Source organism: Bartonella sp. PS17NMGDW (assembly GCF_042193555.1).
Classification (GTDB): domain Bacteria; phylum Pseudomonadota; class Alphaproteobacteria; order Rhizobiales; family Rhizobiaceae; genus Bartonella; species Bartonella grahamii.
In genome coordinates, this window is record NZ_JBHILY010000010.1 from 21947 (window position 1) to 48126 (window position 26180).

The 26180-nt window shown below is 36.0% G+C and carries 25 protein-coding genes, 1 tRNA gene and 1 pseudogene; 15 read left to right on the plus strand and 12 right to left on the minus strand.

Annotated features, from left to right (window positions below; genetic code table 11):
- The first annotated feature begins 51 nt into the window (after positions 1-51).
- Positions 52-1671, plus strand: a complete 1620-nt coding sequence (locus ACFIJK_RS07020; protein WP_375627336.1) for an acyl-CoA dehydrogenase family protein — start codon at positions 52-54, stop codon at positions 1669-1671.
- Here ACFIJK_RS07020 and ruvX read toward each other — a convergent pair.
- Positions 1656-2135, minus strand: coding sequence for a Holliday junction resolvase RuvX (gene ruvX, locus ACFIJK_RS07025; protein WP_375627337.1), 480 nt, complete (start codon positions 2133-2135; stop codon positions 1656-1658). The genes ACFIJK_RS07020 and ruvX overlap by 16 nt on opposite strands.
- 137 nt (positions 2136-2272) lie before the next feature.
- On the opposite strand from ruvX, the gene gatC reads away from it, so the two are divergent.
- Positions 2273-2560 carry an Asp-tRNA(Asn)/Glu-tRNA(Gln) amidotransferase subunit GatC gene (gene gatC / locus ACFIJK_RS07030; protein ID WP_015856421.1) on the plus strand — a complete coding sequence of 96 codons (288 nt, stop codon included), beginning with the start codon at positions 2273-2275 and terminating at the stop codon, positions 2558-2560.
- A gap of 31 nt (positions 2561-2591) precedes the next feature.
- Complete coding sequence (gene gatA, locus ACFIJK_RS07035) at positions 2592-4076, plus strand: Asp-tRNA(Asn)/Glu-tRNA(Gln) amidotransferase subunit GatA (RefSeq protein ID WP_375627338.1); 1485 nt, start codon at positions 2592-2594, stop codon at positions 4074-4076.
- Positions 4077-4171: 95 nt separating this feature from the next.
- Here the strand turns inward: gatA and ACFIJK_RS07040 are convergent, their stop codons facing one another.
- The 5 genes from ACFIJK_RS07040 to ACFIJK_RS07060 form a co-directional block, all read right to left on the minus strand.
- Entirely contained in the window at positions 4172-4882 is a 711-nt protein-coding gene (locus ACFIJK_RS07040; RefSeq protein ID WP_375625763.1) for an ABC transporter ATP-binding protein, read from the minus strand.
- A complete protein-coding gene (locus ACFIJK_RS07045) occupies positions 4869-5651 on the minus strand; it encodes an ABC transporter ATP-binding protein (protein WP_375627339.1) in 783 nt (260 codons plus the stop codon). The genes ACFIJK_RS07040 and ACFIJK_RS07045 overlap by 14 nt, the downstream gene beginning before the upstream one ends.
- Positions 5648-6706 (minus strand): branched-chain amino acid ABC transporter permease, encoded by a 1059-nt coding sequence (locus tag ACFIJK_RS07050; protein WP_273787947.1) that lies wholly within the window; start codon positions 6704-6706, stop codon positions 5648-5650. Before ACFIJK_RS07050 ends, ACFIJK_RS07045 begins: the two co-directional genes overlap by 4 nt.
- A complete protein-coding gene (locus ACFIJK_RS07055; RefSeq protein ID WP_375625769.1) occupies positions 6706-7782 on the minus strand; it encodes a branched-chain amino acid ABC transporter permease in 1077 nt (358 codons plus the stop codon). The genes ACFIJK_RS07050 and ACFIJK_RS07055 overlap by 1 nt, the downstream gene beginning before the upstream one ends.
- Before the next feature lie 114 nt (positions 7783-7896).
- Positions 7897-9030 carry an ABC transporter substrate-binding protein gene (locus ACFIJK_RS07060; protein ID WP_375627340.1) on the minus strand — a complete coding sequence of 378 codons (1134 nt, stop codon included), beginning with the start codon at positions 9028-9030 and terminating at the stop codon, positions 7897-7899.
- Between the two features lie 324 nt (positions 9031-9354).
- Here ACFIJK_RS07060 and ACFIJK_RS07065 point away from each other — a divergent pair, with 324 nt between their 5' ends.
- The 4 genes from ACFIJK_RS07065 (at position 9355) to ACFIJK_RS07080 (ending at position 12290) form a co-directional block, all read left to right on the plus strand.
- Positions 9355-9930 (plus strand): cold-shock protein, encoded by a 576-nt coding sequence (locus ACFIJK_RS07065; protein ID WP_015856414.1) that lies wholly within the window; start codon positions 9355-9357, stop codon positions 9928-9930.
- Between the two features lie 251 nt (positions 9931-10181).
- On the plus strand, positions 10182-10694 hold the full coding sequence (locus ACFIJK_RS07070; protein WP_375627341.1) for a DUF192 domain-containing protein: 513 nt from the start codon (positions 10182-10184) through the stop codon (positions 10692-10694).
- A complete protein-coding gene (locus tag ACFIJK_RS07075; RefSeq protein WP_375627342.1) occupies positions 10691-11464 on the plus strand; it encodes an alpha/beta fold hydrolase in 774 nt (257 codons plus the stop codon). The genes ACFIJK_RS07070 and ACFIJK_RS07075 overlap by 4 nt, the downstream gene beginning before the upstream one ends.
- 613 nt (positions 11465-12077) lie before the next feature.
- Positions 12078-12290 carry a DUF3126 family protein gene (locus tag ACFIJK_RS07080; protein ID WP_375627343.1) on the plus strand — a complete coding sequence of 71 codons (213 nt, stop codon included), beginning with the start codon at positions 12078-12080 and terminating at the stop codon, positions 12288-12290.
- Between the two features lie 42 nt (positions 12291-12332).
- Here the strand turns inward: ACFIJK_RS07080 and radC are convergent, their stop codons facing one another.
- The 3 genes from radC to sfsA are packed head-to-tail and all read right to left on the minus strand — an operon-like array spanning position 12333 to position 14684.
- Entirely contained in the window at positions 12333-13127 is a 795-nt protein-coding gene (gene radC, locus ACFIJK_RS07085; RefSeq protein ID WP_375625778.1) for a DNA repair protein RadC, read from the minus strand.
- A 17-nt stretch (positions 13128-13144) separates the two neighbouring features.
- Positions 13145-13975, minus strand: a complete 831-nt coding sequence (map, locus tag ACFIJK_RS07090; RefSeq protein WP_375627344.1) for a type I methionyl aminopeptidase — start codon at positions 13973-13975, stop codon at positions 13145-13147.
- Positions 13968-14684 (minus strand): DNA/RNA nuclease SfsA, encoded by a 717-nt coding sequence (sfsA, locus tag ACFIJK_RS07095; protein ID WP_015856408.1) that lies wholly within the window; start codon positions 14682-14684, stop codon positions 13968-13970. Before sfsA ends, map begins: the two co-directional genes overlap by 8 nt.
- 284 nt (positions 14685-14968) lie before the next feature.
- Between sfsA and ACFIJK_RS07100 the strand changes: the two genes are divergently transcribed.
- The 4 genes from ACFIJK_RS07100 to ttcA all read left to right on the plus strand — a co-directional run bounded on the left by ACFIJK_RS07100 (position 14969) and on the right by ttcA (position 18557).
- Positions 14969-15799: an RNA methyltransferase gene (locus tag ACFIJK_RS07100; RefSeq protein WP_375625783.1), complete on the plus strand. Its 831-nt coding sequence runs from the start codon at positions 14969-14971 to the stop codon at positions 15797-15799.
- On the plus strand, positions 15799-16626 hold the full coding sequence (gene murI, locus ACFIJK_RS07105) for a glutamate racemase (RefSeq protein ID WP_375625785.1): 828 nt from the start codon (positions 15799-15801) through the stop codon (positions 16624-16626). Before ACFIJK_RS07100 ends, murI begins: the two co-directional genes overlap by 1 nt.
- A 170-nt stretch (positions 16627-16796) precedes the next feature.
- Positions 16797-17414 (plus strand): 30S ribosomal protein S4, encoded by a 618-nt coding sequence (rpsD, locus tag ACFIJK_RS07110; RefSeq protein WP_273722651.1) that lies wholly within the window; start codon positions 16797-16799, stop codon positions 17412-17414.
- A 267-nt stretch (positions 17415-17681) separates the two neighbouring features.
- A complete protein-coding gene (ttcA, locus tag ACFIJK_RS07115) occupies positions 17682-18557 on the plus strand; it encodes a tRNA 2-thiocytidine(32) synthetase TtcA (protein ID WP_375627345.1) in 876 nt (291 codons plus the stop codon).
- A 531-nt stretch (positions 18558-19088) separates the two neighbouring features.
- On the opposite strand, the gene rimO is transcribed toward ttcA, so the two are convergent.
- Positions 19089-20402 (minus strand): 30S ribosomal protein S12 methylthiotransferase RimO, encoded by a 1314-nt coding sequence (gene rimO / locus ACFIJK_RS07120; RefSeq protein WP_375625789.1) that lies wholly within the window; start codon positions 20400-20402, stop codon positions 19089-19091.
- 457 nt (positions 20403-20859) lie between these two features.
- On the minus strand, positions 20860-21573 hold the full coding sequence (gene lexA, locus ACFIJK_RS07125) for a transcriptional repressor LexA (protein ID WP_375625791.1): 714 nt from the start codon (positions 21571-21573) through the stop codon (positions 20860-20862).
- 949 nt (positions 21574-22522) lie between these two features.
- Between lexA and ACFIJK_RS07130 the strand changes: the two genes are divergently transcribed.
- From ACFIJK_RS07130 to ACFIJK_RS07145, 4 genes are all read left to right on the plus strand, one after another.
- Positions 22523-22598 (plus strand) — tRNA-Lys (locus ACFIJK_RS07130).
- A 562-nt stretch (positions 22599-23160) separates the two neighbouring features.
- Positions 23161-24060, plus strand: coding sequence for a septal ring lytic transglycosylase RlpA family protein (locus ACFIJK_RS07135; protein WP_375627346.1), 900 nt, complete (start codon positions 23161-23163; stop codon positions 24058-24060).
- Between the two features lie 712 nt (positions 24061-24772).
- Positions 24773-25054 carry a type II toxin-antitoxin system RelE/ParE family toxin gene (locus ACFIJK_RS07140; protein ID WP_375627347.1) on the plus strand — a complete coding sequence of 94 codons (282 nt, stop codon included), beginning with the start codon at positions 24773-24775 and terminating at the stop codon, positions 25052-25054.
- Positions 25055-25072: 18 nt separating this feature from the next.
- On the plus strand, positions 25073-25372 hold the full coding sequence (locus tag ACFIJK_RS07145; RefSeq protein ID WP_330168901.1) for a HigA family addiction module antitoxin: 300 nt from the start codon (positions 25073-25075) through the stop codon (positions 25370-25372).
- 56 nt (positions 25373-25428) lie between these two features.
- Here ACFIJK_RS07145 and ACFIJK_RS07150 read toward each other — a convergent pair.
- Positions 25429-26180: pseudogene (locus ACFIJK_RS07150) on the minus strand (tyrosine-type recombinase/integrase); the annotation flags it as partial.

The window sequence follows — 26180 nt, forward strand, 5'->3', positions numbered from 1 at the left end:
AAAAAGACAAATAGTCTATGATATGAATGGTTTGAATGTAGGAATATACCTATGAGTGCTGTATCTGCGCAAAATAATCGTCGAAAAAATACATTTCTTAGCGATACGCTTATGTTTCGTATTGCCTCTACTTTGCCTAAGTTTTTGTTAGCAAGCTTTGAAGAAATAGGAGATTTTGCAGCGAGTCGAGAAGCATGGAAACTCTCTTGCTTGGCGAATCATTATAAGCCTTTATTGTGTTATAACGATGAATGGGGGCAACCAACGGAAAAATTAGAGATCCATTCTTCCTATCAAGCTCTTCAGCAATATTCTAGACAAGCAGGTTTGGTTACCTCGCTTTGGGAAAATACGAGCTCAGAAAATGGAGTACGCTATCAAGCGCGTGCGATTCGTTTAGCTTTATCTGCCGGTTTAGAAACAGGGCATTTGAATGAAGTTATCATAACGAGTGCAGCTATTGCTGTTTTAATTAGTGATATAGAGCTCTTCAAAAAATGGCAAAATGTACTTTTATCACGCCAATATGATTCCTCATCAAAGCCTATTCATCATAAAAAGGCTGCTTCTCTAACTTGTGCATTTGATGATATTGAAAAATGCGCTTTTAATTTTCCAAGTGTTAAGAAGATTTCTTTCGATGAAAGTATGGAACGTGATCTATATCGTTTAAATGTTGTAAAAACCAATGTTATTAATCCTACTGCTGACGGATATCTTGTTAGTGCAGATTTAAATGGCCATTTAAGTTGTTTTTTTATTCCACGCATACAAGAAAATGGCGCATTAAATGGATTTATATCGATTCGTCATTTAATTCAGCGTTCTGGAGAACTTTTAACACCAGAGGGCGTTGTTGATTTCCAAGGCAGTTATGGTTGGCTTTTGGGAAATGCTGGAGAAGGGCTTAAAGTTATTAAAGATATCGAGACGATGATGCGTTTCGATCAATCGGTCATATCGGCAGGTGTTTTGCGAGCGGCTCTTCAATTTGGCATAGATTTTTTCCGGAAAAAAATGCCCAATCAACCTTTACCACCACTGACAGAACGTATTTTTGCAGATATTGCATTAGATATAGCTGCTTCACAGGCATTGGTTTTGCGTTTAGCGAGAGCATTTGACAATGCAGCAAATGACCGTTCTGAAGCAGCTTTTGCCCGCATTATGACACCTATTATTGCTTATCACGTAAGTCAATTGGTTGTGCCTATTATTGGCGAAATTATTGCACAACTTGGTATTGAAAGTTTTATAGAGAATAACCCATTATCACAAATGTTGCATAATGGGCCTGCACGAATTGTGAGAAATAGTTCTGCTAATCAATTGGTAAAGGATGCCATTCTTATTGCTGAAAAAGCACCAGGACTGTTTCAGAAATTGTTAGAAAAAATTGCTCTTGATATTGGACCAGCGGGACCACGAGCAATTGAAATTATTAAGTCAGCAGGTGATATGGCATCAGCAAATGAAGGTGCAGGAAGGTTTTTTGTCGAACAGGTAGCCTATGCAGCTGCAGCTGCAGCATTACGTTCTACAGACATAGAACATGTTGCAAATGCTTATATGGAAAGCCGTCTTGGGGGACAGTGGAGATCTTCCTACGGGATGCTCATTGCACGATATAATGCAGGGCATTTGCTCAATGTCCTCTATCCTTCCATATGATGAAAGTTTTGAATTCTATTAAGAGCACCTTGCAATATAAAAGCAGCGGCTGCCGAATCAATTCGGTTTGCTCTTTTAGCGCGCGATACATTCATTTCTAGAAGAGAACGTTCTGCTGCAATTGTTGACAAACGTTCGTCCCAAAAAACAAATGGAATTTTTGTATAAGCTTTCATATTGCTCACGAAAGCTCTGGTTGCTTGAACACGAGAACCGCTGCTTCCATTCATGTTAAGGGGTAAGCCAATGATAATAACGCCTACATTTTCACGGTCAAAAGTTTTAATAAGTGTGTAAGCATCTTCTGTAAATTTTTTTCGTTGTAGTACAGGACGCGGATTTGAGACAGTCAGCCCCATATCAGAAATCGCAATTCCGATAGTTTTTGTCCCTAAATCTAAGCCTGCTATTGTTTGTCCAGGCAAAAGATGTGTCATAACTTCGTTTATATTAATAACGGTCATAAGGGTATAATGCGTTTTTTAATGTTTCATATCTAATAGTTATTTCTTCATTCATGTTATCTAATATTCTTGCGCTTGCAAGCTCAGCCTTGTATAGCCAGAATAAAGATTAATAAAAACAGAAAGGCGTAAGTAGTATGTCTGTTGATCAAGAGACCGTCAAGCGGGTCGCACATTTAGCGCGGATTGCTATCCACGATGATGAGATAGAACCTGTGACAAAAAAATTCAATGCTATTTTAGGTTTTGTAGAGCAATTGAATGAAGTTGATGTCAGTGGAGTTGAGCCATTAACATCTGTGATGCCGATGACTCTACGAATGCGTGAAGATAGTGTTACAGATGGCGATAAAGCAGCAGATATTGTAGCCAATGCCCCTGTTACAGAAGAAAATTTTTTTCTTGTCTCAAAAATTGTTGAGTAACTTTTTATATTTTTGAAATTTGAGAACCAATATGACTGATTTAACAACCCTCACAATTGCGCAAGCTCGTGATTCTCTAACAAAGAAAAATCTCAAAGCAACAGAATTAACGGAAGCTTATTTACAAGCAATAGAATCAGCTAATCCAATTTTGAATGCTTATGTAACAATAACAGCAGAACAGGCAATGAAAATGGCTGCTGAATCAGATAGTCGCTTAGCGAGAGGGCAGGGAGGGCTTTTAGAAGGAATTCCTTTGGGGATTAAAGATCTTTTTGCAACCTATGGTGTTCATACTCAAGCCTGTTCACATATCCTTGATGGTTTTAAACCGCATTATGAATCAACTGTCACGGCTAATTTATGGCAAGACGGCGCTGTAATGTTAGGAAAACTTAATATGGATGAGTTTGCTATGGGCTCATCCAACGAAACATCATATTATGGTCCCGTTATTAATCCCTGGAGAAAAAAAGGCTCGAATGAAAAACTCGTACCCGGTGGTTCTTCAGGAGGATCTGCTGCTGCTGTTGCTGCACAAATTTGCGCTGGTGCAACTGCAACCGATACAGGTGGCTCAATACGTCAACCAGCAGCTTTTACTGGAACTGTAGGAATAAAGCCAACTTATGGACGTTGTTCACGGTGGGGTGTTGTTGCATTTGCTTCATCTCTTGATCAAGCTGGACCTGTTGCCAGAGATGTTCGTGATTGTGCTATCTTACTAAGATCAATGGCCTCTTTTGATGAAAAAGATTCTACTTCCGTGAAATTACCAGTTCCTGATTATGAAAGTTATCTTGGTCAATCAATTAAAGGAATGAAAATTGGTATTCCAAAAGAATATCATATGGATGGAATGTCTCCAGAAATTATTGAGCTTTGGCAAAAAGGCATAAGTTGGTTAAAGGAAGCAGGAACTGAGATTAAGAACATTTCTTTGCCCCATACAAAATATGCTCTACCTTCTTATTATATTATAGCTCCTGCAGAAGCCTCTTCTAATTTAGCACGTTATGATGGTGTGCGTTTTGGTCTACGCGTGCCTGGAAAAGACATCATTGAGATGTATGAAAACACGCGCTCTGTTGGTTTTGGTGATGAAGTCAAGCGACGTATTTTGGTTGGGACTTATGTTCTTTCATCTGGTTATTATGATGCCTGTTACTTAAGAGCTCAAAAAGTAAGAACACTCGTAAAACGAGATTTTGATCAATGTTTTGCTTCAGGCATTGATGCTATTCTGACACCAGCAACACTAACACCTGCCTTTGGTATAGCTGATGAAAAAATAAAAAATGATGCTGTAGCAATGTATCTTAATGATATTTTTACGGTACCAGTTAATATGGCTGGTTTACCAGGAATCTCTGTTCCTGCAGGTCTGTCATCAAATGGTTTACCTCTAGGATTGCAATTGATTGGTAAACCTTTTGCTGAAGAAGTCATTTTTCAGATAGCACACATTATTGAAAAAGAAGCAGGGATATTCAGTGCAGAAAAATGGTGGATGTAATAATCGAACTTCACAAAGGAGCATTTCTCATTGAGGATGAGAAATGCTTTTTTAAAAGGTGGAGGGATGAGCTATATTTCCTCAATTCGTAGTCTTTATCCACCAAGATAGGCTTCTTTAACACGCGAATCAGAGAGCATAGTTTTACCTTCACCGTGAAATAAAATATGTCCTACCTCTAAAATATAAGCATAGTCAGCTATAGAAAGCGCAGCAAATGCATTTTGTTCAATAAGAAGAACAGTTTTTCCCATCTCATTAATTTTTCGAATAATTGAAAAAATTTCTCGAACGAGAAGCGGTGCCAACCCCAACGATGGTTCATCTAATATGACCATATCAGGATTGCTCATGAGTGCACGGCCCACAGCAACCATCTGTTGTTCACCACCTGACATTGTTCCTCCTAACTGTTTTGCTCTTTCACGTAGACGCGGGAAAAGATCAAATATCCATTCAATATCACGGGAAATTCCCTGCTTATCGTGACGAATATAAGCGCCTAGATGAAGATTCTCTAAAACAGTGAGATGGGGCATGATACGGCGTCCTTCAGGACTTAGAGCAATACCTAATCGCAAAATCTCTTCTGGTGATTTTTTAATAATAGATTTGCCATTATAGGTAATTTTTCCATAAACAGAGCGATTAAGTCCTGTAATAGAACGTACGATACTGCTTTTTCCTGCACCATTGGCTCCAATTAAAGTGACAATACTTCCCCGCTTTATGGACATAGAAAGATTTTGGACAGCTTTAATGGCGCCATAATGAACGTAAAGATTTTTTATTTTAAGAATATCCATAAACATCTCCGCCAAGATAAGCTTCAATAACTTTAGGGTTATTACGAATTTCATCTGGTGTACCATTGGCAATGCAACAGCCATATTCCATAACCAAAATATGTTGACAAAGCCCCATAACCACTTTCATATCGTGCTCAATAAGAAGAATTGTAAGATCAAAGTCTTTTTGCACTTTTGCTATGAATTTTCTAAGATCTTCACTTTCTTGTGGATTCATGCCAGCAACAGGTTCATCAAGAAGAAGCAATTTGGGCTTTGTGGCTAACGCGCGTGCAATTTCTAGACGTCGTTGCACACCATAAGGTAAAGCTGTTGCCGATTGATCAGCAAGGTGATCAAGTTGTAGCTGCTCAAGGAGTTCTAAGGAATTTTTATAAACTTCCTTCTTTTCTTTCATTGCCTTTGAAAAAAATAGAGCTGAAGAAAACCAAGGATATTTTTGTCGAACATGCGCTCCTACCATAACATTCTGCAAAACCGTTAACCCTGAGAAAAGACGAATATTTTGAAATGTTCTGGCAATATGGCGTCTACAGATAATATAAGGAGGCGCTCCAGAAATTTTTTGCTCATCAAAAAGAATGATGCCGCTTGTAGGAGCATAAAATCCAGAAATCATATTGAAAACTGTTGTTTTTCCAGCACCATTGGGACCAATTAATCCAGTAATACTTCCTCGTTTAATTGCCATATTAATATTATTTACAGCAACTAATCCGCCAAAACGCATTATAATATTATTGAGTGAAAGGATGGTGTCGTTCATAGCTTTCCCTCAGTATTAGAAAGCTTTTTGCGTGTCAAAAAGCTATAAATTCCATTCCATGAGAATTCTCGTTGTCCCATCAACCCTTTTCTCCAAAACAAGATAATTACCAGCAATAAAAGAGAAAAAACAACCATGCGAAGTCCTGGTGTTTCTGGAATATGTATGAAACCTAAGTCAAATGGACTTTCAATAATACGAAGCCATTCAAGCATAACTGTAATAATAATGCTGCCAATAATGCTTCCTGTAATTGAGCCGAGACCACCAGCAACTACAATCATCAAAATATTAAAAGTTAGAAGAAAATTAAACATTTTTGGATCAATGGTTGAAATAAGAGCAGCCATTAATGCTCCACCTATACCTGCAAAAAACGCTCCAACAGTAAAAGAAAAACTACGGTAGAAAAAAGCGTTAATTCCCATAGTTTTCGCAGCAATTTCATCATCACGAATGGCACGTAATACGTTACCAGTATTGCTTTGCAGTAAAAGGACAATAAAGAGAACTGTAAATGCTAACCAACCATAGTTCCACCATAATGTTGCATTTTGAGGTATTCCCTTGATACCTAAAGAGCCATTTGTAAGCGATGTTGCGTTCGTAATGACAATGCGAATAATTTCTGCAAAACCCAATGTTGCAATTCCAAGATAATCACCACCAAGACGTAATATTGGCAAAGCAATCAATAAACCTACAACTGCAGCACATATACCACTTATAACAACAGCGACAAAAAAAGGTAATTGCAGATGATACAATGGTTCAGCGATAGGCTCCAGAATCCACATCATTTCTTTTTGTTCAGGGGAAAGAAGTAAAATTGCGCAAACATAAGCACCAATAGCCATAAATCCAGCATGTCCAAGAGAAAACATACCTGTAAAACCGTAAATCAAATTAAGCGAAATTGCCAATATCGCATTAATAGCAATCAGATTTATGATACGAAGCGTATAGTCATTAAAATGGCTATCAGCATAAAATAAAAAACCTATGAGAACTAAAACACTTATACAAGATAAAACAGTTGTCACTGACTTTGCCATTAGATCTTCTCCTGACTTTTTTTACCCATTAATCCTGTGGGCAATATCAATAAAATCAGAATCAATAAAATGAAAGCGAAGGCATCTCGATATCCAGATAGCGCGGGGAAAAATGCGATAATCATAATTTCAATAAACCCTAATAACAATCCTCCCAACATTGCTCCTGGTATCGAACCAATACCTCCGATAACAGCAGCGATAAATGCTTTGAGACCAGGAAGAACGCCCATATAAGGCTGAATTTGAGGATAACGTAAAGACCACATAATACCTGCTATAGCGGCAAGAGCTGAGCCTATTCCAAATGTAAATGCAATAACTTTATTGACAGACACACCCATCAAACGCGTCGTTTCAATATCATGGGAGATTGCACGCATAGCAAGACCCGGTTTTGTTTTATGGATAATCCATAACAGTAAAACAATAAGAATCAATGACACAACGGGAACGATCAGAGACATGGGAGCAATTCTAATGATACCATCTGCTCCTGATCCTAAATGCCATAAAAATGGTGTTACAAGAAAATCTGGTTGTTTTACACCTTTTGGAACACCACTAAAGAGTACAGTAGAAAGATTTTCAATAAAAAAAGAAACACCAATTGCACCGATAAGTGCCGAGATACGCGGAGCATGGCGTAGAGGTTTATAGGCAAGTTGATCAACAACAATACCCACTGCACTTGTAATAAAAATAGAAAAACAAAGAGCTAAAACCCAAATCGGGGTAAAAGCTTGTGGAGAAATTTTAAAATAATAAACAAAACCTAACGCAAGGATTAAAAAAACAGCAATCCAATAAATTGAAGGGCGCTTTTTAAACCCTATAAAGACCGAATAATAAATAAGAGCCGCGAGAAACAAAAGAAGGAGTGCTGCCCAAGCAGGCATAAAGCTAATTGTGGAAAAGAAAACAAAATATGCTCCCAGCATGAAGATATCACCGTGAGCAAAATTAATGAGTCTCAGTATACCGTAGACCATGGTGTAACCAATAGCGATAAGCCCATAAAGAGATCCCAATGCCAGTGCATTAAAAAAATACTGGATGAACATTTCAGTGCTCATCTCTCATCCTTCCACATTTGTTAATTTACATAGGATAACAAGAAATTTCTAAGTTTTTGGTTGAGAAAAAGATCCTCAACCAATTCTTGCATTTTAATAAGTAAAACTTTTTAATTAAAAAGCAGGTTTAACCTCTTCTAAATAAACACGTTTTCCATCCTGTATTTTAATGATACCAATAGGAATCTTAGGGTTATGATTTTCATCCATTGACATATCACCGAAGGGGGTTTGAAAATCTTTTAATTTGCTAAGAGCGATAGTAATTTTTTCACGATCAGCGCTACCAGCATTTTCAATAGCCTTCATGAACATCATATAACTCGTATATCCCAAAACAGAATTGATATTCGGCTCTTGGTCAGGATACTCTTTTTTCCATTCTGCTGTGAATTCTTGCGCAGCTACTGACATATTTGGCATATCCTCACTATAGGGAAGTGTCGTATGTAAGAAACCTTCTGAAGCTTTTCCTGCAATCGCAATGGTTTCTGGATTATCCATAGCATCTCCACCCATAATTTGAAACTTTGCTCCTAATTCTCGCGCTTGTTTCATAATGATAGCACCCTCAGAAAAGTAAGATGGAATGAATAAGATGTCAGGTTTTTGCGCGATAATTTGCGTAAGAACAGCTGAAAAATCCTGATCGCCGGAATTATAGTTTAAATTTGAGACAACTTCACCACCTAATTTTTTGAAAGCACGCATAAAGTAGCTTGCAAGACCAATGGCATAATCGTTTGAAATATCTTTGAGGATAGCTGCTTTTTTTGCGTGTAAAGTTTGACTTATATAAGTCGCGATTCCCACCCCTTGATAGGAATCAATAAAACAAGCGCGGAAATAATATTTTTTACCCTGTGTAACAAGAGGACTCGTTGAGGAAGTGGCAATGGTTGGAGTCTTTGCTTTTTCAGATATTTCACCACCTGCCAACGAAAGTGAGGAACCATAGCTACCAATGATTCCACTTACTTTTTCACTTGCTGTTAAACGCATAACAGCATTAGCCGCTTCTACTTTATCAGACTTATTATCAATAATAACAAGTTCCACTTTACGTCCTAAAATTTCTGGAATTTTTTTATGGGCTAATTCTATACCTCTAATTTCAAGCTGACCTCCAAATGCATTTTGACCACTTAATGGAAGATAAACACCAATTTTGATAGGTTCACTTGCATAAACATTTGCTGTAAATGCCATGAATGCTGTGATTGTCGTAAGGATTTTTTTCAATTGCATTGCGCATTTTCCTTAATTGAATTGTTGTTTTTTCACCTTATATTGAACTTCTTCATCATGCAAGTTACACATTTATGAAAATATCATTATGTAAAAAAACCTTTCATATAACCTCTTTTGTAGGGCACTCCTTGTAAGATATGTAAAGCTTACAATCAAATAGTTTTATAAATATTCATGTTGATATTCTCTGACATTAACATAGAAGACACGACAATATGGGGAAATCTTATCTTGGGGCTTGCGTGTTGATACAAGAGCAATGTTTACTTAAACCTAGAGAATCAATATCGTACAATTTATAAGCTACAGGATCACGTTATTATGACGAGTAAGGATGCATTAAAAGATTGTCCCCTATCTGAAGATAGTATAGGTGCTTGTGGGGAGATTATCGAAATCAGTGGTGTCATTAAGTGGTTTGATGGTAGTAAGGGATATGGATTTATTGTACCTGATTTACCTCATTTCCCCGATATATTATTGCATGTTACGGTAATGCGAAGAGATGGTTTTCAAACAGCTTTGGAGGGAGCTAAAGTTATTTGTGCTGTGGAAAAAACTGAAAGAGGGTTAAAGTGCGTTCAGGTGAAATCCATAGATTGTTCTTCAGCAATTCATCCATCAGAAGTTCCAGCCCGTACCCATGTTGTTGTTACTCCAGAAAGTGGACTAGAACGTGCAATTGTTAAATGGTTTAATCGTGACAAAGGATACGGTTTTCTTAGTCGTGGGCAAGGAACAGAAGATATTTTTATTCATATGGAAACGTTGCGCCGTTTTGGTTTAGCAGAGCTTCGTTCTGGCCAAGTTGTTCTTGTACGTTTTGGTAAAGGAGAAAAAGGTTTAATGACAGCAGAGATTTATCCGGATATAGGCATTCCTTTAGCGACACATTGAATTTCACGAATGAAAACAGTATGTTTTCTATGTTTTTAAAGGTGGTTATTCCGTAAATTGCTATAGGGTAGGTTTTTAAAGAGAATATGACTCTAGTGAATCCATAAACCAAATGGAGAAAGTTGCGCATATTACGTTGAAAGAAAATAGAAAACAACAAGGAAGCAATCCTCTTATTTTTTTGACTTTTAAACTCTGGTACTTTTTATTTTAGAAACAAAATTTTAAATTTTTCTGTGGTGGAGACAAGAATGTTAAAGCCTTTTAAAAAGCGGTATATTGTTTTACTGGTAATGCTTTTTATGTTAGAAATGCGTGTTGTTGTAGCAAAAAAGCCCATAGAAATTCCTGTTCATCCGATTCCTTTAGAAATACATACAAAGCAAGGTACGGTTTTTTATAAGGTAGAGGTTGCTTTTACGCCGTCTCAAGCAGCAGCTGGTTTAATGTATCGGACTGATTTTCCACGCGATCGTGCAATGCTCTTTAAGCAGCTAAAAAGTTCTCAATCGGGAGATGAACAGAAAATTTTTATGTGGATGGCAAATACGCCTTTACCTTTAGATATGATTTTCTTAAACTCTGAGGGAATTATTGTATCGATTATTGAAAACACTTCTCCATTTTCGACAAATACCATTTCATCAGAAGTTCCTGCAGCTTTTGCACTTGAGATCAACGCTGGTGAAGTTTCTGAAAAAAAGATACAAAAAGGGCAACGTGTTATTCATCCTGTACTTTGTGGGAAGTGCAATAAAAAATGACCGCTGAAGATATTCGTTTTTTTGAATATAATGGTTTGCGATTTGCTTATCGAGAAGAAGGGCAGGGCGCACCTGTTTTGTTGATCCATGGTTTTGGATCTTCTGCACGAGTGAATTGGTATGCAACAGGTTGGTTTCGCATTCTCACTGAAGCAGGATATCGTGTTATTGCTCTTGATAATCGCGGTCACGGAGATTCAGTTAAAAGTTATGATCCTGTCTTTTATACACCTCAAGCTATGGCTGGTGACGCAATAAAGTTACTACAGCATTTAGAGATATCTAAAGCCCATGTTATGGGATATTCTATGGGGGCTCGTATTAGTGCTTTCATGGCTCTTTTGCATCCAACATATGTACACAGTGTTATTTTTGGTGGTTTAGGTATTGGTATGGTAACGGGAGCGGGAAATTGGGAGCCTGTTGCTGAGGCACTTTTAGCAGAAGATATTTCTACCATTACCAATACGCGCGGTTTAATGTTCCGTAAATTTGCAGATCAAACGAAAAGCGATAGGCGTGCTCTTGCTGCTTGTATCATTACATCAAAACAGGAGTTAACGGCGTCTGAAGTTTACAAAATTAAGCAACCTGCACTTGTTGCCGTTGGTTCATTAGATGAAATTGGCGGTGCTGCAGAGCCATTAGCAGCTTTATTGCCTTGTGGTGAAGCTTTATCAATTCCTGGTCGAGATCATATGCTTGCTGTAGGCGATAAAGTTTATAAAAAAGGTGTTATAGATTTTCTTTCTCGTTATCCTATAAGATAAGCATTCTTCATAGGTCTTAGCATTTATAAAAATACTCAGTATTTTTATCTCGTATAAATTGAAAAAAGCTTATTTAAAAATTTTTCTATTGTGACATAAGTTTTTATAAAAAATGGAAAGAAAAATAAACTCTTATTAGCTTATTTTTTATATTTTTTAGAGATGTAATTTTTCTAAGGCTAGATAATTATACTTTAAAATTTATTAAAAAGAATTATTTTTGAATGATGTAATAATATTTTTTGCTAAAAAATGTAGTTTTAAATAAAAAAAGTATTGTTATTTGTATTTTTTATAAAAGAAAAAAATTAGAAATTATTGATCAATTTTTCTTACGAATATGCATTCTAAACGCAGATGCTAAAATTGGAGATAAAGTAAAATTATTAAAAATATACAGTTTTTTGCCATTTTTTAATCTATACGGGTATATTTAATAATGATAGACCTTTTGTAAAATTTCTTTATGAATGTATAAAGAACGTTGTAGATATATGTAATATTAAGTAAATGCTTAGATTAAGATTTTTTACTGACTTTACAGAATCATGGGAGTGTCTTATTTGCGCGACACGCAATTATTTTAGTCGTTTCAAAAAAACAGGAGAGCATAGTGAATGCTGATGAAATAAAAAAACTTGATAATTATTTAAAAAATATATTCCAAAACTCAGCATTGCAAGTCAGAGCACGGCCTAAAAAGAGTGATTCTTGTGAGGTTTATGTGGGAGATGAGTTTTTAGGCATTATCTATCGAGATGAAGATGAAGATGAGCTCTCTTATAATTTCTCAATGGCTATATTAGATATTGATTTAGAAAATTGATTCGTTATTCATAGTTGAATGAATCTTTTTATCCCATAAGATTTATATAAGTTTTAACGCTTTAAAGCTCGTATGGTTATTTCGTGCAATAATAAGATGGTCATGGATAATAATGCCTAATGCATTTGCTGCATCTTTTAATCTATATGTCATTGTTATATCTGCATCAGAGGGGGTGGAATCGCCAGAGGGGTGATTGTGGACTAAGATAAGTCCTGATGCGGATAACTCTAAAGCTCGAGAAATAACTTCACGAGGATAAACAGGTGTATGATCAATGGTTCCAGTTTGTTGCACCTCATCAGCAAGTAAGCCGTTTTTCTTATCAAGAAACAAAATACGAAATTGTTCACGTGTTTCGTGAGCCATAACAGCTTTACAATAAGCTAACACTTTATCCCATGATGAAAAAATATCGCGTTTAAACAATTGCGCACGAGCAAGACGTCCAGCAACATCTGAAATAATTTTTAAATCAATTGCAGTGGCGGGACCACATCCTGGAATTTCTTGAAGTCGGTGAATGTCTGCTCCCAACACATCAGCTAATGAACCAAAGCGCGCTATCAAATTTTTAGCTATGGGTTTTGTGTTTGCACGGGGTATTGTGCGAAAAAGCAATAATTCAAGATATTCATAATCTTCGATTGCATTTCCTTTTGACTTTAAATAACGCTTCCGAAGACGCTCACGGTGTCCTTGATAATGTTTATGAAGCTGTGCGTTTTTCTGAGGCTCTTCACTTTTTCTTTCTGATACTGGGGTGAGTGGAGAACTCGATGTTAATGCAAAGTGATTACTTTGAGTATCTTCCTTTTGATTTAATTTTTTAGCCATAACATCTCTACATTGCGTTAGGTATGCGAATTTGGAATATAAAAAATATTTTTAGGAGATTGTGTAAATATTTCATACCCTTCATTTGTAACACCAATTGTATGTTCGTATTGTGCTGTCAGAGAACGGTCACGGGTAACAGCAGTCCAACCGTCAGATAAAATCTTAACTTGTGGTTTACCAAGGTTAATCATAGGCTCAATTGTAAACATCATACCTTGTTTTAATTCTATTCCTTCTCCAGGATTTCCATAATGGAGGATATTGGGTGCATCATGAAAAAGCTGGCCGATACCATGTCCGCAAAAATCTCTCACAATTGAACAGCGTTCAGATTCTGCATACTGTTGAATGGCTGCCCCAATATCACCTGTCGTTGCTCCAGGCTTAACGACACCGATTCCTTTCATAAGACTTTCATAGGTTATTTTTAGCAAGCGTTCTGCTGCACGTCTAATTTTTCCAACAGGATACATTCGGCTTGAATCTCCATGCCAACCATCAAGGATAAAGGTTACATCAACATTTACAATATCGCCTTCTTGCAAAGGTCTTTTATTGGGGATACCATGACAGACAACGTGATTGATAGATGTGCAGCATGAATGGCTGTATCCATGATAATTTAGATCAGCAGGAAGTGCTCCTCTACTAGCACCAAAAATAAATACAAAATCATCTATTTCTTGCGTAGTAACGCCCGGCTTAATAATATCCGTAAGCGCATCAAGGCATTCTGCAGCAATACGACCAACTTCACGCATTTTAGCAAAAGCATAATCATCGAAAATGCGGATTTTTCCATTAAATTTTAAAGGGATTTTATTATATTCGATATACTCAGTCATTGTTTTTTCTGTTTTCTATTTTTACTCTCTGAATCGGAAAAATGCCTTCTACACTTACGTGACACTTTACAGCATAACATTCTACTCCTGATTTTAATGCTAAATCAAATTTACGTCCATAGAGTGGATCAAGATCATGACAGATTGTAAAAGCTGCGCAATCTTCTCGTTGAATAATATAAAGCATAGCAGCTCTTTTTCCTTGTTGTACAACTCCTATGAGCTCATCAAGGTGACGTGCTCCACGTTTTGTTTTACTATCAGGAAATTCTGCTAATCCTTTTTGACGAATAAAATGAACATTTTTGACTTCTAGGTAACAGTCAGGAAGAATGTCATCACGTAAAAGAAAGTCAATTCGTGATTGTGTTCCATAGCGTTGTTCTTTTAAAATTGTTTTATATCCACTTAATTCTGGTAGTAATCCGTTTTGAATTGCTTCTAATGCAAGTTTATTGGGTAAAGCAGTATTAATGCCAACCAAAGTATTATCGGCTTCAATAATTTCTAATTGATAGGCATATTTTCGTTTGATGTTATTATGATATGAAAGCCAGATATTGGAGTTGAAAGCTGTTAATCCAAGCATTGATCCTGTATTAGGTACAGACACGGTGAGGACATGCTGATCATCTTGTTGAACATCCGCAAGGAAACGTTTATAACGACGGATAAGCTTTGCAGGAAAAAGTTTGGGAATAAAGTGCATATCCCTTTTTTAGGATTTATGATTTCATAATTCAACTGAGATTATGATTTGTAGGAGCTATTCCTTATAAAAAAGATAAAATTGATGTAAAAAACGCTACGATATCCTATATAAATTGTTATAAATTCCATCGTTCACTTTAATGGCTTTTAAAATTTATTATCTTTGAGTGAAAAGATAACATTGTCTATAATTTATTATTAAACAGCATTAGAGTACTGTGAAGAAGGTTTCGTAAAAAATAGTGGAGAGGGAGATAGTTTAAGTGAAACTAGGTAAGATTGATGGCTGGAACGAATAAGAATCGTGAAAATTTAACAAATGGTCCCATTATTATTTTAGTTGAACCGCAGCTTCCTGAAAACATTGGTATGGTCGCAAGGGCAATGGCAAATTTTGGGCTTTCTAAGCTTCGGTTAGTCAAACCTCGAGAAATGTTTCCAAATGAAAAAGCTATAGCTGCTGCAAGTAAAGCTGATCATGTCATTAACAACACTGTGATTTTTAATACATTGCGTGATTCAATTGCAGATTTACACTATGTTTTTGCCACAACAGCACGTGAAAGATGCGGATTTAAAACTGTAAAAAGTGCTGTCGAAGCAGCAAACGTATTACGTCAGCGTGAAAGTATCGGACATAAGACAGGTATTGTCTTTGGAAGAGAGAGATGGGGATTAGAAAATGATGAAATCAGCCTTGTTGATGAAATTATTACTTTTCCAGTTAATCCTGCTTTTGCGTCACTTAATATTGCGCAAGCGGTTCTTTTGATGTCTTACGAATGGATGAAAACAGGTCTAGAGAATGTCAGTGATACGGCATTTCGTGCCGCAGAGATGGAACCTGCAAATAAAACAATATTTCATGGTTTTTTATCTCAGTTAGAAGAGGCTTTGAATATCCGTGGGTATTTTAGACCCCTTGAGCGCAAAGAAGTAATGCTTGCAAATTTGCGCTCTGTTTTTACGCGCGCTAACTTTAGTGAACCTGAGGTTCGTTTATTACGAGGCATTATATCTTCTTTGGATCATTTTTCGCCACAATATCCACGGGGGAGTAGAGCACCTGAAGAGCGTGATCGTAAAAAAAATAAAAATAAGTGTGAAAATTAATGGATGAACGACCTGTTCTTTTTTTTGATAGCGGTATTGGTGGTTTAACAGTGTTCAGGGAAGCACGTATTCTTATCTCTGAAATGCAGTTTATCTATGTTGCTGATGATGCAGGATTTCCTTATGGAAATTGGAAAGAAAATATTTTGAAAGAGCGTATTTTAAAGATTTTTACAAATCTCTTAACACGCTACAATCCAGCCTTATGTGTGATTGCTTGCAACACCGTTTCTACACTGATGATGGCAGATTTACGACAGAATTTTCCTCATGTCCCTTTTGTAGGAACGGTTCCTGCAATTAAATCAGCTGCTGAACAAACAAAATCTGGTTTTATTTCCGTATTAGCTACTCCTGGAACAGTTAAACGTGCCTATACAAATGAATTAATTAACTCTTTTGCTGGACAGTGTCATGTTCAGCTTGTGGGAAGTAAAAAACTGGCTGGATTTGCTGAAGATTATTTACGGGGAAAATCTATCGATTCAGAAGAGTTAAGAAAAGAAATCCTGCCATGTTTTGTGGAAAAAAATGGACAATATACTGATGTTATTGTTTTAGCCTGCACACATTATCCTTTTTTGATTAACTTCTTTCGTGAACATGCTTTATGGTCCGTTGAGTGGATTGATCCGGCGAAAGCGATTGCCAAACATATCAGATCATTATTACCACTGTCGGAAAAAGTACACGATCAATATATAAAGAAATATCAAGATTTTGCGTTGTTAACATCGAAAAATATCACTTCTTTAACGGAGAATTTGTTTAAAGGATTTGGCTTAAAACTCATGAAAGGAGTTGACTTTGGGTTACGAGACCAATAATGATGATCTAGCTGTTTTTTCAAGAAAATAGCATTAATTGACGTGTCCCGTGGATAACTTTGCATATTAATATGTTAAGGTATTCTGTCAGTCTTTAGTATTTAAAGGCAGAGGAGGGCGCGTTTCCTTGGGGTCTTGAGATCTCGTGTTTTATTTTATAAGGAAATGCGATGAGTAAACGCGAAACAACAAAGTATAAAATTGACCGTCGTATGGGAGAAAATATTTGGGGTCGTCCAAAATCTCCTGTCAATCGTCGTGATTATGGTCCAGGTCAGCATGGACAGCGTCGTAAAGGAAAACTTTCTGACTATGGGGTGCAGTTGCGTGCTAAACAGAAATTGAAAGGGTTTTATGGAGATATTTCAGAAAAACAATTTCATAAAACCTATGAAGAGGCTGCTCGTCGACGGGGCGATACTGGTGAAAATCTTATCGGTCTGTTAGAATCGCGTTTGGATGCTGTTGTTTATCGTGCAAAATTCGTGCCTACGATTTTCGCTTCTCGCCAATTTATCAATCACGGTCATGTTAATGTAAATGGTCGGCGCACAAATATTCAATCTTATCGTTGTAAACCTGGTGATGTTATTGAGGTTCGGGAAAAATCAAAACAACTTGTTTTAGTTTTAGAATCAGTGCAATTGGCAGAACGTGATGTCCCTGATTATATTGAAGCAGATCATAAACAGATGAAAGCAACCTTTACGCGTATTCCTGCTTTTGCAGATGTTCCTTATGCTGTGCAAATGGAACCTAATTTGGTTGTTGAATTTTATTCTCGATAATTTTTCTGCAAGAGAAGTTGTTTTTCTCTTCTATTATTATAACTTCAAAATATTGTGTTGTTTTTACAATCTTTGAAGTTAATAAGTACTTTTTGTGAATGGTTCTATATTAAGTTTATTGCTATGTTTTATAGCCATAAACTTATATAGTTCCATTTCTTTTTTGTGTATCTAATTTATGAATTCAAAAAACATAAATGTAAGCTTGCTTTAATATTTGTTTTTATCTTTGCAAAACAAGCTGTTACTTATGCAGGATATAGTATTATGAATGATATTTCCGTTGAATATCAGGCAATAGAAGAAAACGAAGGGAGAGATGATCCTTTAATAAGCGAAGCAGATAGTTGTCATCCAATGTTTCGTGTTGCTCCTTCAAGCGTAGAATTTAATAAATTGCGCAAACGACTTTTGCGTCATATGCGACAAGCTTTGGATGATTTTTCTATGCTCTCTACAGGAAAAAAATGGCTTGTTGCTTTATCGGGTGGAAAAGACTCTTATGGTTTATTAGCGCTTCTTTTAGACTTAAAATGGCGAGGGATTTTATCCGTTGAAATTCTTGCCTGTAATCTTGATCAAGGGCAACCAGGATTCCCTAAGCATATTCTTCCAGACTTTTTAAGTTCTTATAAAATTCCATATCGTATTGAATATCAGGATACTTATTCCATTGTTACAGATAAATTGGCAGAGTCGCAGACATATTGTTCACTTTGTTCTCGATTACGACGTGGTAATCTCTATCGTATTGCACGTGAAGAGGGATGTTCTGCATTAGTTTTAGGTCATCATCGTGATGATGTTTTAGAAACATTTTTTATGAATTTGTTTCACGGTGGCCGATTAGCTGCCATGCCTGGAAAACTTAAAAATGATGAAGGAGATCTTTTTGTGTTACGTCCTCTTGTTTATGCAGCTGAGGAGGATATGGAAAAATTTTCTCAAGCAATGCAATTTCCGATTATTCCTTGTAATCTTTGCGGTAGTCAAGATGGTTTACAACGTAATGCAATGAAAGAAATGCTGAAAAATATCGAAAGGCAAATGCCAGGACGTAAAGATACGATGATTCGCGCTTTAACAAATGTACGCCCAAGTCATTTGCTTGATAAGAAATTCTTTGATTTTAAGACCTGTTAATAAAGATTAGATATTAAAAAAATAAGTTCAAAGAGTTTAAGATAAGATACTTATTTATAATGATAATTTATGTTTTTTAATTTAAATACCGTAAGATTATTTTGTTTCAAATTCTCTTATATTGCATCCATAAAAAACATCCGCCTGCATATCACAAAGGAAATTTTTGTGTGCATAAAACACTATTGAAAAAAGTTTCCTTTCACTTATTAATAACTGTCGCAATATGAAAAATGGGAAAATAGTACGATTGTCGATTTGCTCTTTTGTTAAGTAAAAATGGTGAACCTTGTGGATTTTATTCTTTTGCGCCGCCGTCATCGTCGTTTAAGGCTCATTTAAGGCATTAAATTAAGAGAATATATAACTGCTTGGTATTAGTGTATAGAAACATTCAGGGTAACGATTGCTCGTGAATTCTTATGAAGTGAGTTACATAAGTGATCAAGTTCGATTGTGAGTAGCTGATCTTTTTATAAACCAATGCCGATAGAAATCTTCATCATTGAGGACAGGGAAGAAGTTAAATTTTCAAACTGCTACACCATAAAGATCATAGGCATCCGACTGTTCAATTTTAACGCTGACAAATTCACCAACACGCAACGGGCGTCGTGATGATATATGGACAACACCATCTATTTCTGGAGCATCATATTGACTACGACCTTTGGCAACTTTTCCTTGACTTTCATCGATAAGCACTTGGAGTCTTTTTCCAATTTTTTTCTTTAAAAGATGTGTGGAAATTTGTTGTTGTTTTGCCATAAAACGATGCCAGCGATTTTCTTTCACCTCTTCAGGAATATTTTCTAATCCCAAATCATTTGCGGCGGCTCCTTTTACTTCTTCATATTTAAAGCACCCAGCGCGTTCAATTTTTGCTTCTTCTAACCATTCTAACAGGATATTAAAATCTTCATTCGTTTCACCAGGAAAACCAACAATAAATGTTGATCGCAAAGCAAGATCTGGACATATTTTTCGCCATTTTTCAATTCTACGGTTTGTTTTTTCTATGAGTGCAGGACGCTTCATATGACGCAAAACAGCTGGTGATGCATGCTGAAAAGGAATATCCAGATAAGGAAGAATTTTTTTTGCAGCCATAAGTTCGATAACTTCATCAACATGGGGATAAGGATAAACGTAATGCATACGTATCCAAATACCCATATCGCCTAGTTCGCGACAAAGATCAAAGAATTTTGTTTTGATTGTACGATCTTTCCAAGAATTTTCGAGATATTTAAGATCAATACCATAAGCACTTGTATCTTGTGAAATAACTAAAAGTTCTTTTACACCCGCTTGCACGAGTTTTTCAGCTTCACGAAGAACATCGCTGATGGGACGTGAAGTGAGATCACCACGCAGAGTAGGGATGATACAAAAACTACACTGGTTAGAGCATCCTTCAGAAATCTTTAAGTAGGCGTAATGGCGAGGTGTTAAACGAATACCTTGGGGAGGAACTAAATCAAGAAAAGGATCATGAACAGGAGGAATTGCTGTATGAACAGCTTCTATAACACTTTCATAAGCTTGCGGTTTTGTAATAGCCAATACATTAGGATACGTTTGGCGAATAACATCAGGATCAGCACCAAGACACCCTGTTACAATAACTTTTCCATTTTTTTTGAGAGCTTCATCAATATTGGCTAATGATTCTCTCCTTGCCGAGTCAAGAAAGCCACAGGTATTCACAATAACGACATCAGCTCCTTGATGTTGACGTGAAATTTCATACCCTTCAGAGCGAAGGCGTGTAATAATTCGCTCAGAATCTACGAGTGCTTTTGGGCATCCGAGGGAGACAAAACTAATACGAGGTGCTACCATGATGATCCTACAATTACTATGAATGATTGAGTTAGGCTTTTTATAACTTAAAAATAATGTTCTTTATTTTTATACCTATGCAATACAATCTGTTACAAAGTTATTTGATTTTTTTCTACAAAATTTTATGTATTTTTATGCATGCATACAATTTTATCTTATTATATCGTAAAATTCTTTTATTGAGGACGATGATATAAGGCTGCTTCCTTCAAAGCATTCAAGTTCTTTTATAAAGTACGTGGTGAATATTTTAAAGCTTACTTGTCACGCCTTGCGTAAGTGAAGGACATGGAGGGAAGGGAAAATGAAACCCGCTCGATAAGGATCTGAATTGTTTATAGACCGAATTGGGGCATCCTTTGGCCGTGGAGAGGAAATCAACTGCGTGTGGCGCAATAAAAAATACTCAACAGCTTCTTATTGCGATATCTATCGCGTACTATAAGGTTTATTTTTAATATTTGCGAATAAGTCCGGTAAGTTTACCTTGTATTTCTACACGCTCGGATTCGTATGTACGTGCTTCATAATGAGGATTTGCGGCTTCTAATGCAATAGAAGCGCCTTTGCGTCGATAACGTTTTAATGTGGCTTCTTTTTTATCAATAAACGCAACAATAATTTCACCTGTTATTGCTGTATTTTGACGTTTCACAATGATCGTATCTTTATCAAGGATACCAGCCTCCATCATAGAATTATCTTTAACTTCTAATGCGTAGTGCTCACCTGTATTAACCATATTGCGTGGGAGAGAAAGAGTGTTTATTTGTTGTAGTATAGCAGAGGCGGGCACGCTCGCAGAAATACGTCCCATGATAGGAATGGTGATATTTTTTTTTTCTTCTTCATCAAAGTTGTCAAGGTTACTCAAGCTTTTTGATATTTCCCTTTTATTTCTTTCTATCATATTGGGAGAAATTTTACGTGCTAAAGAAAGATTAAATGTTATTTTCTCAGGGAGTCGAATCACTTCCACTGCACGAGCGCGATTGGGTAAACGACGTATAAACCCTCGTTGTTCTAAGGCTATAATGAGCTTATGAATACCAGACTTTGAAGAAAGTTCTAATGCATTTTTCATTTCTTCAAAAGAAGGAGGAACACCTGTTTCTTTTATATGGTTATGAATAAACAAGAGTAGCTCATATTGTTTACATGTTAGCATTCAATATTCCAATCAAAATAATAAAAAAGGAGTAAAGTAAAAATACATGTATATATAACACTTTTACAAATTTTTCTCGCAAAATCAAAATTATTTTATTTATTTTTGATCTTATAATTTAAGTTAATGAAGCAATACATTTATTTATAGACATATTTAAATTATTATTTATATAAAACTTACTTTAATCATTTTATAAAATTATTATTTATATATTATATATCTACATTAATATTAAACAATGTATAAAAGTACTCTATAGCTGTGACTGAATTATCCAACACTAAATTTTTGCTTCATGTCTGCTTTATTCTATAGAATAAATTGGCTTTCGTTATATATTCATTATGCATGAATAAAAATCACACCCTCAAAATGCAATTGTTTCTCATTATCCCATTTTCAGGTCTAACGTGCCAACCGCTATATACTATTTTACTGAACCCTAATGTTGCGATAATTTTTAGTTATTGAAAGGAGGCATAAAAGGTATTTTCATTTCTTTTTTATAGTTTTATTCTCTCACTTGTATCGGTCAAAAAAATGCTTTTTATTGTTTCAAGATAAACAGATTTGAAATGAGAGAATCTCACAGTATTTGAGATCTCTCACTCAAGTGAGAAAATGATATTACAGTAAAAAGTATTTTTCTTCTCTATCCATTATGCTCAACAAGCCATGTGAGGGAAGGGGTAATTTCTTATAATTTTAGCGCTTCGAATCTATGCAATATTTCGCAGTGAAATTGTTCCTTGATTGAAACTTCAAAAAGAAGATTAAAGAGTACCTATACAATGATGAAAAAAGGGAGGGAAAACGGAAAATTATTGATAACTGAAGAAAATAATAATATTTTTCTTCAAAAGGTGTTGACCAAATGAAAAGTCAACCGTATGTTCCCTTCACTTTCTGCAAATTAGATAGTCTCCAAACTAGATAGCTTGTGTGAGAGCGCGTAGCTCAGCTGGTAGAGCAACTGACTTTTAATCAGTAGGTCCAGGGTTCGAATCCCTGCGCGCTCACCAACTTTAAATAATATCAATAGACTATACAAAAATTTAAGAATCTTTCTTGTTTTGATTCTTTTTGGGGTTTCTTATTGATTCTATAGCCAGTCATTTTCTATCAGATATTTTGGAATAGAGCGATGCTATGCTGTCTCCTGTCCAACAACAAAGAGCTTTAAGCTTACGATACGGTTGTACCTATGTTGGCAGCACATGTGGTTGCTCCTTTTCTCAATCTATAGATTGATTTTTTTATACCTACTGCATTACATGATTCGCAAAACAAGTTGCTAAAATCACCACTTATTCACAGTTTATATTATGAAATGACTTTTCTATAAGATGTTGATTTGTTTATTTTTTATTCTTTTTAACATCTACTATAGTACATTTATTTCTTACGAAAACCATAAAAAGGTTAACAATGTGTTAATTTCTTGATAAAAGGGACAAATTCAAGAGTGGTATATGCGCGAGGGAAATCATTTAAAAACGTAAATTCTTCCGTCGCGTACAAAAAGCGTGACAGCGTGACGTGGTTTTTACAGTAGTACTTAACAGAAATAAGTGGACTGAATAGATGCCTTCAAATAGAAAAAAGAAATTTACTTTTATTATTAAACCAACACTTCAATTGTTTTCTATGATCGTCATTTCTCAGTCACTGGTATCTTGTTGCGCAAGCCAAACTATGAATTTTTCAATAAAAGATTCCTATCATAATAAACCAATTGACGTGAACACTTCTGTCCTACCTCAACAAGTATCCAATAAGAAGAAACAATCGGAAGAAAAAAAGCGTGGACGAGCTGTTGTTGGTAAACCTTATCAAATAAAAGGAAAGTGGTATTATCCTCAAAATGATCCGACTTATAAACGTGTTGGCGAAGCATCATGGTATGGTTCAGATTTTCATGGACGTTTAACTGCCAACGGTGAAATTTATGACATGAATCTTTTGACTGCTGCTCATCCTACAATGCCTTTACCTAGCTATGCTCGTGTTACTAATTTGAAAAATGGATCTTCAATCATTGTTAGAGTGAATGATCGCGGACCTTTTATGAAAGACAGAATCATTGATTTATCAAGGCAAGCTGCGGCAATACTGGGGTATGTAGATAGGGGGGTCGCAGATGTTAAAGTAGAATATATTGCTGAAGCACCCGTTGGCTATTATGATGGTGCATATTTAATGGCCTCTTATACTCCTGGAAATGCTGCCTCATATTCATTGGCGTCAGAAAATGCTTTGAAAAAAAGAGAAACTGTTTTGTTAAAAGAGAAGCGCAATACAGGAAACAAAGAAGAATTAGCTAAAGCAGCTGCTGTTGAACAGGAACAACGTAATAAAACTGTTGCAGTTAAATTGCCAGAAATTGGTCCTATCATGGTTGATAAGCCGATGCCATTCGATCAAGTTGCTTCTATAAATAAGCTAAACAAAAAAACAAAGGTCAATTGGCTACAGCTGTTTTAAGAAAAAATGCGTTGATTTTTTATCTATATAATTCTCTAGTAAAAAAGATAAGAACTTACGGATTTATTAGTGGAAGGTTTTCATCTTAAAGCGCGTTGTCCTTTTAAAAAAGCGTGGTTGGGTGCTATTATAAATTCAGTACGTCCTTTCCACTCCATTGCTGATCTATTCGTCGTTTTATGATATTGCTTGCTTAATAAAGCGCCTACTTTTCTTGCTGTAATAGCTTTTGCTAGACGAGGGTAGATTATTGTATCGGGTCTGTTTGTGTAATTTCCAAAGCAACTATACAATCAATTTGAGAGGAATAAAAAGCTTAAAAAGTAAAAAAATATTTTCTTTTGATTCGTTTTTGCAGCTTTCCAAAGCATCCACGGTAATATCTTATGAAGAGATTATGCATTACCTCATGCTTTTGTTTATCGTATTCTTTAATGGAGTAAGTCCCCTCACGAAAAACAGAGCGTCTCAAACAAAATACACTTACATTGCCAATTCACGTACTCCCAGCCAATATTTAATCAAATCAATAGGTTATATAAAAGTTCGGGAGTTTTGATTCCGTTGATTCTTTTAACTTATTTTCTACCTATCCCTAACTTTTTTATAGCTTATACCCAATCATTTTATCTAGATAACTGGATTTGCTAGCAGGGCGCTTGACTCTTATTTTTATTGATCGTATAGTGACGATATACGATAAGGGGCGGTAATCGCAATTGTGAGTTTCAAACATAAGAGCTTAAAATTATTTTATACAACGGGTTCCACAAAAGCTATTCGACCAAATCACGTAAAAAAATTACGCGTTATCTTGACAGCTTTAACAAGTGCTACGACGCCTGAAATGTTGAAAGCGCCTGCCTTTAAAATGCATCCTCTTAAAGGTGAACTTATGGGATATTATTCCATATGGGTGAATGGAAATTGGCGTGTTACTTTTCGCTTTATAGGAACAGATGTGGAGCTTGTTGATTATCAAGATTACCATTGATGAAAGGAACGAAAACAAATGATGCATAACCCCGCACATCCGGGCGAAGTTCTAAAAGTAGCTTTCTTAGAAGAAATGGGGATAACAATACAAAAGTTAGCTGATCATCTCCATATGACAAGAGCTTCTCTATCAAGAGTGATTAACGGACATGCCTCTATGAGTACCGAACTTGCAGTGAAATTAGAACTAGCTGGTTTTAGTAAAGCAAAATTTTGGCTGGATATGCAAACGAATTATAATTTATGGCAAACAATGCAACAGACACAACCACCTATTTCTCCTCTGGTTTCTGATGCACCTCAAACGCCGCATTAATTTCATTCATAATTTTGATGGGGCTTTGGTTTGTTTTCTTACTGTCAACTATGCTTCTAACTTTTTTGAAGTTTTTTGATTGCTTCTATTGCAAGTCGTTTTCTATCGGCTGTTTTGGTATAGAGGGATGCCATGTTATCTTCTGTTCAGCCAAAAAGCGCTTTCATTTGCGAAACTGTCGCACCAGCATGGCTGCACGTGTTACTGCTAATTTTCGCAATCCGTGCGCTGATTTTTTAATACCTGCTGCATTACATGCTTCACGAAAGAGGTTGCCAAAACTTTCTTTGACAAGCTTATTTCCACCTTTACCACAAATGAATGTTTCATTACCTATAGGACCAATTTTAAGGGTTTCCTCTAGTTCTGGTAAAATAGGAAGAAAAACATCTGTTTTAAATTGGCTCTTTTCTGTTTTGAGATAAATGATATTATCTTTGACATCTTTCCAGCCGATACGAACGGCATCACCACGACGCAACCCTGTATAAAGAAGAACATCAATCCAGACGCGTTCATGTGTACCATGTGACCAACGGTGATAATATTTGTCAATATCTTCTTCTAACCATGGTATGAACCCTTCTGCGTTAAAGGATTTTGGCGGCTTTATATTAAAAGCAGGATTTCTATTCAAAAGATCATTATCAACCGCCCAATTAAAAAGACCATTTAAAGCCGTTAAAAAATGTCTTGCCGCTGCGGGAGTCTCTCGTCTTCTTTCTACTGCGTCAAGAATGTGTTGTTTGTTTATGCTTTTATATGCACGATCACCGATATGTTTAGAAACATTATTCAGAATTCGATA